Origin of the sequence: Amycolatopsis sp. CB00013 (genome assembly GCF_001905755.1) — a bacterium.
Classification (GTDB): domain Bacteria; phylum Actinomycetota; class Actinomycetes; order Mycobacteriales; family Pseudonocardiaceae; genus Amycolatopsis; species Amycolatopsis japonica.
On sequence record NZ_LIWC01000005.1, the window covers coordinates 390334 to 403898 of the forward strand.

Annotated in this window: 11 protein-coding genes; all 11 read right to left on the reverse strand. The window is 69.7% G+C overall.

The annotated features are described in order from the left end of the window. Window positions 1-7: 7 nt before the first annotated feature. Window positions 8-1825 carry an ArnT family glycosyltransferase gene (locus AMK34_RS32040; RefSeq protein WP_083650063.1) on the reverse strand — a complete coding sequence of 606 codons (1818 nt, stop codon included), beginning with the start codon at window positions 1823-1825 and terminating at the stop codon, window positions 8-10. A gap of 13 nt (window positions 1826-1838) precedes the next feature. After that, complete coding sequence (locus AMK34_RS32045) at window positions 1839-2648, reverse strand: PIG-L deacetylase family protein (RefSeq protein ID WP_073848013.1); 810 nt, start codon at window positions 2646-2648, stop codon at window positions 1839-1841. Between the two features lie 32 nt (window positions 2649-2680). Beyond that, entirely contained in the window at window positions 2681-3805 is a 1125-nt protein-coding gene (locus tag AMK34_RS32050; protein ID WP_073847840.1) for a glycosyltransferase, read from the reverse strand. Window positions 3806-3824: 19 nt separating this feature from the next. After that, on the reverse strand, window positions 3825-4637 hold the full coding sequence (locus AMK34_RS32055) for a class I SAM-dependent methyltransferase (protein WP_038518254.1): 813 nt from the start codon (window positions 4635-4637) through the stop codon (window positions 3825-3827). Window positions 4638-4662: 25 nt separating this feature from the next. After that, window positions 4663-5877: a glycosyltransferase gene (locus AMK34_RS32060; protein WP_073847841.1), complete on the reverse strand. Its 1215-nt coding sequence runs from the start codon at window positions 5875-5877 to the stop codon at window positions 4663-4665. Between the two features lie 17 nt (window positions 5878-5894). Further along, complete coding sequence (locus tag AMK34_RS32065; RefSeq protein WP_073847842.1) at window positions 5895-7112, reverse strand: glycosyltransferase; 1218 nt, start codon at window positions 7110-7112, stop codon at window positions 5895-5897. A gap of 32 nt (window positions 7113-7144) precedes the next feature. Next, entirely contained in the window at window positions 7145-8302 is a 1158-nt protein-coding gene (locus tag AMK34_RS32070) for a glycosyltransferase (RefSeq protein WP_073847843.1), read from the reverse strand. Between the two features lie 12 nt (window positions 8303-8314). Then, window positions 8315-9556 carry a cytochrome P450 gene (locus AMK34_RS32075; RefSeq protein ID WP_073847844.1) on the reverse strand — a complete coding sequence of 414 codons (1242 nt, stop codon included), beginning with the start codon at window positions 9554-9556 and terminating at the stop codon, window positions 8315-8317. A gap of 338 nt (window positions 9557-9894) precedes the next feature. Beyond that, window positions 9895-11091, reverse strand: a complete 1197-nt coding sequence (locus AMK34_RS32080; protein WP_073847845.1) for a cytochrome P450 — start codon at window positions 11089-11091, stop codon at window positions 9895-9897. Continuing rightward, window positions 11081-12238: a cytochrome P450 gene (locus AMK34_RS32085; protein ID WP_038518271.1), complete on the reverse strand. Its 1158-nt coding sequence runs from the start codon at window positions 12236-12238 to the stop codon at window positions 11081-11083. Before AMK34_RS32085 ends, AMK34_RS32080 begins: the two co-directional genes overlap by 11 nt. A 22-nt stretch (window positions 12239-12260) precedes the next feature. Then, window positions 12261-13436 (reverse strand): cytochrome P450, encoded by a 1176-nt coding sequence (locus AMK34_RS32090; protein ID WP_038518273.1) that lies wholly within the window; start codon window positions 13434-13436, stop codon window positions 12261-12263. Window positions 13437-13565: the final 129 nt, after the last annotated feature.

Genomic DNA, 13565 nt, shown 5'->3' on the forward strand with positions numbered 1-13565 from the left:
GCCCGCCTCAGAAGGAGCCGGACGCCGGTCCGGCATTGGCGTCGAAAGAGCTGCCGGAGTAATCGGGATGGAGTACGGAGAAGGCATAGGTGGCGGGCGCGGCGATCATCGCCACGACCCCGAGCACGAGCGCCGCCGTGACCAGGGATTTCGACGCGCTTTCCCGCATTCGCGCCAGGATCAGCACGACGAGGGCGGCGACGCCGAGCACGAGCGTGCCCCATTTGGCCCACGGCAGGAAGTTCGGGTAATGGGACCACAGCCAGGCGCCCCAGGCCAGTTCCGCGGCGATCGCGATCGGCAGAATCCAGCCCTGCCTGCCGCCGTTGCGGTACGCGCGCCAGAAGGTCACGATGCCGAGCCCGGAAAGGGCGGCGATCGCGGGAGCGAGCGAGGCGACGTACGCGGTGTGCGCGACGTCGCTCGCGCTGAAGACGACGAGGAAGGTCACCAGCCAGACGCCCCACATCACCAGCCCGCCGCGCACCGGGTCGGTGCGTTCGGCGCGGCGCCACCACCAGAGCCCGCACAGCAGCGACAGCAGGGCGAGCGGGAACAGCCAGGCGATCGCGACACCGAGGTGACCGTCGAGGAGTTTGGTCGCCCCCATCGGATCCGCCCGTGTCTCCACTTTGGACTGATCAGGCTGCGGGCCGCCAGGACCGAGCGGCTGGTCGCCGTCGGCCTTCGGGCCGAGGTTCCCGTTCTGCTCGTCTTGGTGCTTGGTCCCGAAGTTCCCGTTCTCGTCGAGACCCTGACCGCCACCGGGGCCTTGCGGATCCCCGGGGCCGCCTTCCGGCCCGCCAGGGCCGCCACCGGGGCCGTCACCAGGACCGCCCTCGGGACCACCAGGGCCGCCAGGGCCGCCGGGGAAGTCACCGGGTCCGCCGCCGGGACCGCCCGGGCCGAGCGACGGCAGGCCGCCGCGGCCGTTGGGGTCCTCGGCGCCGGGCAGGTGGACGCCGATGCGGCCGAGACCGTTGTAGCCGAACACCATGGCGAACGCGCTGTTGTTCGTGGTGCCGCTGACATGCGGCCGCGCGCTGTCCGGGGTGAAGGTGTAGAGCGCGATCCACGACAGCGACACCGCCAGCGTCACCACACCGGCGATGCCCAGATGCGTCACGCGGCGGCGCAGCTCGACCGGGGCGGTGAGCAGATAGCCGATCGCCAGCGCGGGCAGGATCATCCACGCCTGCACCATTTTCGCCTGGAAGCCGATCCCGACCCAGACGCCGGCCATCACCAGCCACTTCAGCCGCGCCTCGAGCACGGCACGCTGGTAGGCGTCGACGGCGAGGACCAGGCACATCGTGAGCAGGCCGTCCTGCATGCTGTGCCCGAACATCGACGCGAGGACCGGCGTGAGGGTGAAGACACCGGCGGCGAGCAGGCCGGGCACCACTCCCGCCCAGCGCCGCACGACCCGGTACATCACCAGCACCGAGATCACGCCCTCGATCACCTGCGGCAGCGCCAGCGACCATTCGTGATAGCCGAAGATCTTGGCCGAGATGGCCTGCGGCGCGAACGATCCGGCGAGTTTGTCGAGCGTGTACGTGGCTCCCGGGTCGACGGTGCCGTAGAAGAACGCCTTCCAGCTCTCGGACATGCTCTTGGCCGTGTCCGAGTACAGCGGCGCGAAGTCGACCCTCGGCAGGTTCCAGGCGTAGAGGACCAGCGCCACGAACGCGATGCCCAGCAGCGCCGGACGCGCCCACGGCGGCTGATCGGCGGGCGAACGCCAGAACGCCCAGCGGCCGCGCACGCCCTCGGGGGCGTCCGATAATGATGGTGACGGCAGATGAGTGAGTGTTGCGGACACTCCGGTACCTCGCTTAACCGTTGTCTTCGTCGACGAGAACGGGCCAGATGGTTTCGCCGAATCCGCCCCGCGGTGAGTTCTTCCGCGCGTGCTCGTCCAGCCTCGCGAAGAGATTCTTGTTCCGGCCGTTGAGCATCGTCAGCTGGGAAGAATAACACTCCACGGCTTCGTTCTTCCGTTTCCAATTCTCCGCGGTCGCGGGAACGAATTCGGAATCCCCGAGGTGGAAACCGGGCGGTAATTCGACCTTTCCCGGAGTGAACATCGAATACGGGAGGTCTTCCCACAGCCGTATCGGAACGTTCATCGCACGCGCGGCGGACAACGCGGCGTCACGGGTGGCCAGGTTGTCGGGATGGTCCACGACGGCCGCGCACGTGACGATCAGCGTCGGCTCGAATTCGGCGACGATCGCCTCGATGTCGTCCTTGATCTCGGCGACGAGACCGTCATCGCCCGGTGAATCCTGGGCCAAAGCGAGCTTCTGCCCGCCCTCCACGTGATCCGTGAGCCATCGGCCGTCCGGCAGCCTCCGGTAGATGGAGTCGAGGAACCGGCCGTGCCGGTACGCCAGCCCGAGATGGGCGAGCGCGGCGATGTCCTCGTTCCGGCGATGGAGGGGCGCGTCGTCCTCCGGGGAAAGACCCCAGACCGCGTGCATACGCTCCGCCGCCGCGGAATACGGAGGTGGCGCCGTTCCGGCGAAGACCGTGTCGACGAGTACTTCCGCGCCGTCCCGCGCCGCCTGGGCGAGACCGGCGCCGAAGGAAAGGACCGCGTCGTCCAAATGCGGGGAGATCGCCAGCAGCCGGCGTGGAGGCATGGTGCTGATTTTGGTCACCGCCTTGTCGCGCTTCAACCGACGAGCCTGGACAGCGCCTGTGCGGCCACCGTCGTGCCGTCTGTGCGGATCGTGCCGGCGACGGCCTTCGCTCGGGCGCGGGTTTCCGGCGCCAGCGCGGTGACGAGCGCGGCGGCCAACGAATCGACCGTCGGGTTCGGGCCGTCGTGTGCCACGCCGATGCCCAGTTCGGCCACCTTGGCGGCGAAATGCGGATGATCCGCGATCTGCGGGACCACGATCTGCGGAACGCCGGCCAGCGCCGCCACATGCGTCGTCCCGGTGCCGCCGTGATGGACGGCCGCGGCGACTCTGCCGAACAGCGCCTGCAGGTTCTCCTCACCGACGGCCAGACAGTCGGCGCCGTCGTCGGGCAGCGTCAAACCGGCCCAGCCGGTGGAAAGCACGACCCGGCGGCCCTGCGCGCGGATCGCCTCGACGGCCACCTTGGCGATGCCGGCGGGGGCGGGCGAGCAGCCGAAGCCGACGTACACCGGCGCCTCGCCCGCGGCGAGAAACGCTTCCAGCCGAGCAGAAAGCGGCCGATCGTCAGGGTGGATCCAAGCACCGGTCCGGACACCGCCGTCGGCCGGGGCCAGGAGGGGATCCGCCGCCAGGAAGGGTTTGTCGGTGCTGCTGAAGTCGTACAGGTTCTTCACCGGCGGGAGGCCGATCGTGGCGCGCAGTTCGTTCAGCGCGCCGCCGAACATGCCGTCGGCGCCGTTGTTGTACATCCCCCGGTGTTCGGGCGACGGCACGAGCACCGGCGAAGGCACGACGTAGAAGTACGGGATGCCCAGTTTCTCGGCCACCGAACGGACACCGATCGCGCCCGACAGCAGCCCGGTCGCCACCACCGCGTCACAGCCCTCGGCGGCCGCCGGGATCTTCTCGAACTGCTCGGCGATCCCCGCGATCGCGGCCTCGGGCGATTCGGGCGGTCCGCCCAGCGCGCCCGCCTCTTCGAGCACCGGCTTGCCGACGACGACGTGCGGCACGCCGGCCTCGGCCAGCCGCGCGGTGTAGTCCGGCGGGGCGCACATCCGTACCTCGTCGCCCTGCTCGCGCAACCGGAGTGCCAGTGCCAGCAGCGGTTCGATCTCGCCGCGGGTTCCGTACGACCAAAACAGCACGCGCATTTCGTATCCCCTGGATGCTTCAGCGCCGGACCGCGGCGATGCCGACCGTGGCGTAGTTGATGGTGAACGAGCCGCCGATCTCGTCGATCGCCGAGCCGAGGTACGCCAGGAACCGGGCACGCGCGTCTTCCGCGAGGTGGTTGAGCCCGCCCTGGGTCGGGATCTGGTCGAGCCATTCGTCCCGGGTGCAGACGCGCGACCACTCGAAGCGCAGTTCCTCCGGCTGAGTGAACGCGCCGGTGCGGAGGATGCCTTCGGCCGCCTTCACGTACTGCTTGGCGTAGATCTGCTCGACGTACTCTTCGACGTCTTCGTCCTTTTTGGACGGTGGCTCGAACTTCACGTCCGGCATCGCGTGCCGGTACGCCTCCCCCTGCGCCGTCATGACGGCTTCCGGGAGTTCGAACCCGTTGTCGAACAACGCGATCAGCCCCTGGGGAACGAGCACGTCCGCCACCTTGGCCGCGCCCGCGAACGGGTCGACCCAGTGCCACGCGGTCCCCGAAGTGACCGCGTCGAAGGTGCGACCCGCCGGGTCCCAGTCCTCGAACTTGGCGACTTCGACGTCGAGCCCGCGCCTGCGGGCGACCTCCGCCATCCGCGCGTCCGGTTCGACACCGAGCACCGTGCATCCCGCCGCTTGGAACGGGCGGGACGAGAGACCGGTCCCGCAGCCGACGTCCACGAAGCTCTTGCCGGGGCTCAACGAGACGATCCGGTCGACCAGTGCCTCGGGATAGGTGGGCCGGGCGCGGTCGTACCGTTCGGCGTCGGCGCCGAACCACTGCGCCATCTGCCGGTTCTCGTGCGGTGCTGCAGCCAGATCGGACATGTTCCTCACCCTGGTCGGTTGATGGTCAAACGGAAACGCGGCCGACGGCGGCGCGCAGGCGCTCCGCGGCCACGGTCGTCCCGTCGCCGCGGAGCGTGCCCGCGACGGCCTTCGCCCGGGCCCGGGTCTCCGGGGAGAGCGCGGTGACGAGCGCGGCGGACAGCGAGCCGAAGGTCGGGGCCGGGCCGAACTCCTCGAACGCCACACCGATGCCCAACGCGGCCACCTGCTCGGCGAAGTACGGCTGATCGGTGATCTGCGGCAGGACGACCTGGGGGACGCCCGCCCGCGCGGCCACGGTCGTCGTACCCCCGCCGGCGTGGTGGACGACGGCGGCGACGCGGCCGAACAACGCCTGCAGGTTCACCTCACCGACGGCGAAACAGTCGGCTCCGTCGTCGGGAAGCGCCATGTCCGCCCAACCACGGGAGAGCACCACCCGGTGTCCCTGCGCCCGGATCGCCTCGACGGCCAGCTTCACCGTGTCCGCGATCTCGGGCGTGCTGCCGAAACCGACGTACACCGGCGGCGGACCCGCGGCGAGGAACTCCTCCAGGTCCGTGGGAAGCGGCCGCTCGTCGGGCAGGATCCACGCGCCGGTCTGGACGGCGCCGAGTTCCGGCCGAGGCGGGGCCAAGACCGGATCCGCCGCCATCCAGGGCCGCTCGGTGAAGCCGTATTCGACGAGGTTCCCCACGGGCGCCAGGCCGAGCTCTGTGCGACGGCCGTTGAGCGCGTCCGCATAGCGCTGGGAGAAGACGTCGGTGTAGAAGTCCCACAGCGCCCGGTTGTCGTCCATCGCCTCCTCCGGCGGCCGTCCGTCGCCCCGCGACAGCGGCGGCGGGTAGTACGGCGACGGCAGGTAGATCGGGCAGTAGGCGGCGTAGAAGTACGGGATGCCCAGGCTTTCCGCCACCGACCGCACGGCGATGGCGGCGGAGAGGACGCCGGTCGCCAGCACCACGTCACAGCCCTCGGCGGCCGCCGGGACCGCGTCGAACTGCTCGGCGAGCTCGTCGGCGGGACGCCGGGGTTCCGGCCCTTCCGCCATCCCCTCCATCATGGCGCGCAACGACTGCCCGACCGGGACGACCTCGATGCCGAACTCGGTCAGCCGCTCCACGGTGTCCGGCGGCGCGCATACCCGCACCTCGGTGCCGAGTTCCCGCAACCGCACCGCCAGCGCGACCACCGGCTCGACGTCGCCGCGGAGTCCGGTCGTCGACAACAACACACGCATTTCGTATCCCTTGAGTTTCAGACGGAAACGCGGTCGACCGCGTCGAGGAGGAATTTCGCGGCCACGGCGGCCCCATCGGTGCGGACCGTGCCCGCCACGGCCGCCGCCCGCTCCCGGACCTCCGGGGCGAGCGCCGTCTCGAGCGCGGCGGACAGGGATTCGAAGGTCGGCGTCGGGCCGTCGTGCGCCACGCCGATGCCCAGCTCGGCCACCCGGCCCGCGAAGTACGGCTGGTCCGCGATCTGCGGGACCACGACCTGCGGAACACCCGCCCGGGTGGCCGTGGTCGTCGTCCCCGCGCCACCGTGATGGACGGCCGCGGCGACCCGGCCGAACAGCAACTGCTGGTTGCCCTCCCCCGCCGCGAAACAGTCGCTCCGGTCGTCGATCAGCGCCAGATCGGCCCAGCCACGGGAAAGGATCACGCGGTGTCCGTGGGCGCGCACCGCTTCGACGGCGACCTTGGCGGCCTCCTCAGGGGCGCGCATGCTGCCGAAACCGACGTACACCGGCGGCGGACCCGCGGCGAGGAACTCCTCCAGCTCCGCGGAAAGCGGCCGCACGTCGGGCAGTGTCCAAGCGCCGGTCTGGACGACGTCGAGATCCGTCGGCTGCAGCGGGGCCAGCGACGCGTCGGCCGCGAGCAACGGGTGATCGGTGAAGCCGTAGCCGAAGACGTCCTCGACCGGCGGCAGGCCGATCGCGGCCCGCTGGGCGTTGAGCGGCTCGCCGAACCGCCTGAGGGCGCTGCGGCTGTTGCGCTCCCACAACGCGCGGTTGTCGGCCCCCGCCGGCGCGGGCGGCTCGCCCAGCGGAGGCGGCGGCGCGTAGTGCGGCGACGGGATGAAGCGCGGGCAGTAGAACCCGTAGTAGTAAGGGATGCCCAGCTTCTCGGCCACCGACCGGACGGCGACCGCGGTGGCCAGCATCCCGGTCGTCACCACGACGTCACAACCCTCGGCGGCGGCCGGGACCTCGGCGAACTGGACGGCCATCGCCTCGGCCGAAAGCCGCGGCCCGTCCTCGGGCGACGGCGGCTTCGCGTCCTTGATCGCCGTGCGGGTCGACTGCCCGACCGGCACCAGCGGGACACCGACCTCGGCCAGCCGCTCGGAGGAGTCCGGCGGCGCGGCCATCCGCACCTCGGCCCCCGCCTCCCGCAGCCGCACCGCCAACGCCACCAGCGGTTCGACGTCTCCGCGGCTTCCGGACGTCGCCAGCAACACGCGCTTCACGTAATTCCCCGATCTCTTCGTTTCGGCGCGGTTCAGGCGGGAACCGACGGCTTTTCGCGGCTGACCGCGTCACGCAGCAGGTCCACGGCCACCGTGGTCCCGTCGGCGCTGGTCGTCTCGGCGACTTCGATCGCCTTGGCCCGGGTCTCGGGATCCAGTGCCGTGGTGAGCGCGGCGGACATGGCTTCGAAGCTCGGCGCCGGCCCCTCCAGGGCGACCCCGATCCCCAGCTCGGCGACCCGGTCGGAGTAGTACTGCTGGCCGACGATCGACCGCACGATGATCTGCGGGGAGCCCGCCCGGGTGGCGATATGGGTCGTGCCGGTGCCGTCGTGGTGGATGGAGACGGCGACCCGGCGGAACAGCTCCTGCAGGTTCACCTCGTCGACGGCGAAGCAGTCGGCCTCGTCCTCGGGCAGGTCCAAACCGGCCCAGCCGCGGGAAAGGATCACGCGGTGGCCCTTCGCGCGGATGGCCTCGATGGCCACCTTCGCCGCGTCGGCGGTGCCGGACGAACTGCCGAAACCGACGTACACCGGCGGCGCTCCGGCGGCGAGGAACGCCTCCAGGTCCGCGGGAAGCGGCCGCTCGTCGGGCAGGATCCACGCGCCGGTCTGCACGGCTTCGTGCCGCGGCGCCAGCGGCGCGAGGATCGGATCCGCCGCCAGCAAGGGCTTTTCGGTGGAGCAGTAGTCGAAGAGGTTCTTCACCGGCGCCAGGCCGATCTCGGCACGCTTGGCGTTGAGCGCGTCGCCGAAGAGGCCGTCGGCGCCCTGGTTGTACATCTCCCGCTGCGGCGCTTCGAGGTGGCTCGGGAGGTGGATCGGGCACAAAGCGACGTAGTAGTACGGGATTCCGAGCTTCTCGGCCACCGACCGCACCGCGACGGCGCCGGACAGCAGGCCGGTCGCCACCACGACGTCGCAGCCTTCGGCGACGGCGGGCATCTGGTCGAACTGATCGGCGATCCCGGCGGCCGCGAGCTCGGGGTCCCGTCCCTCGCCGTCGTTCATCCCGCGCTCCGGCCGGGCGACCGGCACCAGCGGCACGTCGAGCTCGGCCAGCCGTTCGGCGCTGTCCGGCGGCGCGCACACCCGCACTTCCGCGCCGGATTCCTTCAACCGCGCCGCCAACGCGACCAGCGGTTCGACGTCGCCGCGTGATCCACACGCCCACAACAACACGCGCATTGCGCTTCCCCTCTACCAGGTGACCGGCAACTGATCCGGGCAGTCGATGAACGCGTTCCGGAGCTTGACCTCGTCGTTGGACACCGCCAGGCGCAGCCCGGGGAATCGTTGCCACAGCGACTGATACGCCATCCGCAGCACCGACCTCGCGATCGCGGCGCCGATGCAGTAATGGATGCCGTGCCCGAATCCGACGTCGGAAACCGGCGGGCGCCGCGCGTCGAGAACGTTCGGGTTCGGCGTCAGCGCTTCGTCGCGGTTGGCCATCAGGATCGAGCAGAGGACGTAATCCCCCGCCTTGATCAGCTGTCCGCCGACGACGACGTCCCGGAGCGCCATCCGCGGATTCGGCTGCTGCACCGGCGAGAGATAGCGCAGCAGTTCGTTGACGACCCGGTCCGCCTGCTCACGGCCTTCGAAGAGCAACTGCTTCTGTTCGGGGTGATCCAGAAGCGCGAGCACCCCGAAGCCCAGCATTCCCGCGACGGTCTCGACACCGCCGAGCAGCAGCGCCGTGCACAGGCCCTTCAGCTCGTCGTCGGTGACGTTGTCCCCGTGTTCGCGCACCAGCATGCCGAGGAAACCGTCGTCGGGATCCTTGCGCTGGCGGGTGATGAGACCGAGCAGATACTGGTTGAACGCCGCGCTGTCGGCGGCCCTCGCCTTGAATCCGCGGCTGAGGTCGACGTTGCGCCGGATGCGGCGGATGAACTCGTTGCGGTCGTCGCGCGGGATGCCGAGCAGTTCACAAAGGACACCGCCGCCCACCGGATCGGCGAAAAGTCCTTGTACGTCAGCGGGTTGGCCTTCGGCCTCGACCTCGTCAAGACGTTCGTCGATGAGTTCCTGGATCGCCGGTTCCAGCCGCCGGATCCGCCGGACGGTGAATTCCGGCGTCAGCATCCGGCGCAGCCGCGTGTGCTCGGGCGGGTCGTAGGTCGAGATCTGCCCGACGAACTGCGGTGCCATGGGAACGTCTTCGCCGTTGGTCGTCCGTTCGGCTTCGGCCTCGGTCAGCCGGGGGCGCGTCGTGAAGTTCTCGTGGTCGCCGAGGATCTTGCGCACGACGTCGTACCCGAGTGCCTGCCAGACATAGCCCTTGCCGAGCTGCGTGGACGCGTCACCGAGAATCCGGACCAAGGGGCCCTTCTCCCGCAACGTGAACATGTCCTCGTGAGGGTCGCAGTGCGTCCTCATCATGTAGTTCGCGGTCGGCTCCACGGCCGGCGCGACCTCGTCGATTGCGTGCTCCATACCGAGTGGAAGCTCCTTCATAGACCAGGAATCGCGGTCCGGCCCGGGGCCGCGCCGCAATCTTCATCCGCGATCGGGCGGGACGTCCAGCGCCGCCATGGACGCTGGGTGCGTACGTGAGTGATTCGGGTTCTTCTGAGAGATAAGCAAAAGCGTCGGGCACGGCCTCTTCACGAGCCTCGTCGGCGAAGGTAGTGAAGGCCTCCTTCCCTACCTTCAGAGTAGGGAAGGAGGCCTTCACGGACAGGTGAGCGGCTTCCTCGGGTCGTGCCGCCATGTCGCGAAAGCCACTTTCGGGACATCCAGCGTCGCGAAAGTGGCTTTCGCGACACCTTCACTCACCACTCGACCATCAGGCTCGTGAGCCCGTAGGCCGGTGTGGTGAGGCGGAACATGGTGTCCTTCTCGGGATCCGCGAGCCTCAGGCCGGGAAAACGCCGCCACAGCAACGTGAAGACCGTGCGCAGTTCGAGCCGCGCCAGCGAAGCGCCGAGACAGTGGTGGATCCCGTGCCCGAACGCCACATGCGGCACGGGCTCGCGGGTCAGATCGAGCCGGTCCGGATCCGGCACCAGCGCGGGATCGCGGTTCGCCATGGGGAGCGAACACAGCACGGTCTCGCCCTCCTTGATCACCTCGTCCCCGATGGCGACGTCCTCCATCGCCGTCCGGGGGGTCGGGGCGTACGGCACGGTGAGATACCGGATCAGCTCGTCGACCGCCCGGTCCGCCGCCTGCCCGTCGCCCCGCACCGCGGCGAGCTGATCGGGATGCCGCAGCAACGCCAGCACGCCGAGGCCGATCATGCCGGAGATGTTGTCGTCACCGGCCAGCATCACCTGCACGCAGAAGCCTCTCAGCTCCTCGTCGGTGGCCTCGTCACCGTGTTCGGCGACGACCGCCCCGATCAGCCCCTCGCCGGGTTCCTCGCGGTTCCTGGCGATCATCGCCAGCAGGTAGCGGGAGAACGCCTCCCCCGCGGCCGCTCGTCTCCGCTGGCTCAGCGAGGCGTCGAGATGTCCGTGGCACAGCTTGAGGAACATGGCGCGGTCGTCACGGGGCACCCCGATCAGTTCGCACAGCACGGCTCCCGGCACCTCGTCGGCGACGAGTTCGATCACATCGGCGGGAGAACCCTCGTCCTCCATGGCATCGAGCCGTTCGGACACGATCTGCTCGATGTACGGCTCCATGCGCCGCATCTTCCGCAGCGTGAACCCCGGCGTCAGCTTCTGCCGCATCCGGGTGTGTTCGGGCGGGTCGTAGTCCATCAGGTTGCCGACCAGCTCCTGCGGCCGGAAGATGCCCTCCCCGCCGACCTCGTCCTGCTCGTGCCACCGGCGCCGGGTGCTGAAGCGCTTGTGGTCGCCCAAAACCTGGCGCACGACGGAGTGCCCCGCCGCCATCCAGATGGTCTCGGCGTCCGCGCCGGTGCCCACCGTGACCTTCGACAGCGGTCCGGCGGCACGCAGTTCGTCGGCCGGATCGAGGTCCTGTCTGCGAATGTGCAGCGGACGCGTGTCCTCACCACTCAACGGGGAGCTCCTCGATGTTGAACGGCGCGGGTTTGCCGGCCACGAACCGCAGCTCCTCCTCCGGCACCGCCAGCCGCAGGCCGGGGAACCGCCGGGCCAGGATCGGCAGCGCGACCCGCAGTTCGAGCCTGGCCAGCGGGGCGCCGACACAGTGGTGGATGCCGTGCCCGAAGGCCAGATGCCCCGGGCTGTTCTCCCGCGTGATGTCGAACTTGTCGCCGAGCGTGCGGTTGACCGCCAGCATCGAGCAGGTCAGCACGTCACCGGCGTGGATCTCGTATCCGGCGATGTCCAGGTCGACGAGCGCCGTCCGCGGCGAAGGGGCCTCGACGATCGTCGGGAAGCGCAAGACCTCCTCGGTCGCGCTGTCCACGAGCTCCGGCCGTTCGCGCAGCAGCGAAAGCTGGGCCGGGTTCGTCGCGAACAGGAGCACCGCCATGGCCAGCTGGGCGGCCATCTGCTCGACGGCCACGATCAGGATCGCCTCTGCGAGCCCCGACAGTTCCTCGTCGCTGACCTTGTCGCCGTGCTCACGCGCGATGAACCCGATCAGCTCGTCACCGGGATCACGGCGTTCGCGGGCCGCGAGCTTCTCGCAGTAGTTGACGACACCGAGGCTCGACTGGGCCCGCTGCTTGGGGATCCGGCTTTCCCGGCTGTCGCGGATCATCCGCGACAGATCGGCCTGGTCGTCGCGCGGGACACCGAGGAACTCGCACGCGATGAGCGCCGGCATGGGCCAGCCCGCGTACCGGACGAAGTCGATCGGCGAGCCCATGCTCTCCAGATCGTCCAGGCCCTCTTCGATGATCTCCTCCACCCGGGGCCGCAACCGCTCGATCCGGCGGACGCTGAACGCCCCGGCCACCGTGCCACGCAGGCGGGTGTGGTCGGGCGGGTCGTAGGCCTGCAGGATGCCCGGCAGATGGGCCCGGTCCGCCTCGTCGTCGACCGGCCGCATCGAGCTGAACCGGGTGGCGTCGGCGAGGATCTCGCGCACCTCGTCGTATCCGGTGACCAACCATTGCCTGCGGCCGTTCAGCCCCGTCTCCGTGTCGTACCGGTGCAGGGGACCTTCTTTTTGCAACGCGGAGAGCTCCGGCGCCGGATCGAGCCGGATCCGCTGATGCGGCAAGGGAACTACCATGATTCTCCTCAGGTTTCCGGCGCTACCAGTCGAGCAGCAGGGCTTCCACGTCGAACGGGGGCGGGCCGAATTTGAGCTTGCGCTCGGGCTCGGCGAGCCTGAGCTTGGGGAAACGCCTCGCCAGCGCGGGAATCGCCTCCCGGAACACCATCTCCGCCAGCGGCCTGCCGAGACAATGATGGATCCCGTGCCCGAACGAGACGTGCGGCGACTTCTCCCGCGTGATGTCGAATTCGTCTTCCGGTGCCGGGAAGTTCGCGCGGTTGGCCCCCAGCAGGGAGCACGTGACGGTGTCACCGGCCTTGACGAGGCGGCCGCCGATCGTGACGTCTTCCTTGGCGATACGCGGGTGAAGCTTCTCGTCGGTCGTGAGGTACCGGTTCAGCTCCTCCAGCCAGTCCGGGACGGTGTCCGGCCGTTCCCGCAGGATGTCGAACTGCTCCGGGAAATCGACCATCAGCAACGCACCCGCCGCGAGGAACCTGGCCACCTGGTCGCCGCCCGCGCCCATGATGAACGCGGCCACCCCGGCCAGTTCCGCGTCGGTGATCTCGTCACCGTGTTCGCGCACCACGACCCCGAACAGGTCGTCGCCGGGATCGCGGCGGACGCGGGCGACGGCCTTGTTCATGTACTGCATGTACTTGTTGCCCGCCGCGTTGCGCCGTTTGTCCGTCCGCTCGGTCCGGCTGGCGTGCAGGGTGCGCGACAGATCGGCCTGATCGTCGCGCGGGATGCCGAGGAAGTCGCAGGTCGCCGTCGTGGCGACGGCCCAGCCGAAATGCGGGACGAAGTCGGTGGGCCCGCCCATGTCCTCGATGGTGTCCAAGGTGTCTTCGACGATCTGCCGGACTTCCGGCCGGAACCCCTGCATCCGCCGGATGGCGAACGGCGGGGTGACCAGGCGGCGCAGGCGCGTGTGGTCCGGCGGGTCGTAGTGGGTGAGGAAACCGGGCCAGGCGATCCCGGCCGCGGTCCCGCCGTAGATCAGCCGCGCGCTGAACTTGTCCGAGCTGAGGACCTGACGGACCTCGTCGTATCCGGTGGCGAGCCACGCCGTCCGCCGTTCACCGTCTTCCTCGGTGCCCAGGGCGGAGATGGGGCCTTCGGCCATCAGGGAAAGGAGTTCGGCCCCCGGGTCGAATCGGTTCCTCCGGTGGATTTCCAAGCCCTTGACGACGTTGAGCTCCTCGAACACGGCAGTTCCTTTCGCCTCAACCGGCCGTCGCGCGCGGATAGGGATGTTCCCGGTCGGCCGGACGAGCGTCGAGTTCGTCCAACCGCCCGGATCGGGGGCGGCGGGGGCTGAAGGGCGCTTTCCCCGCAT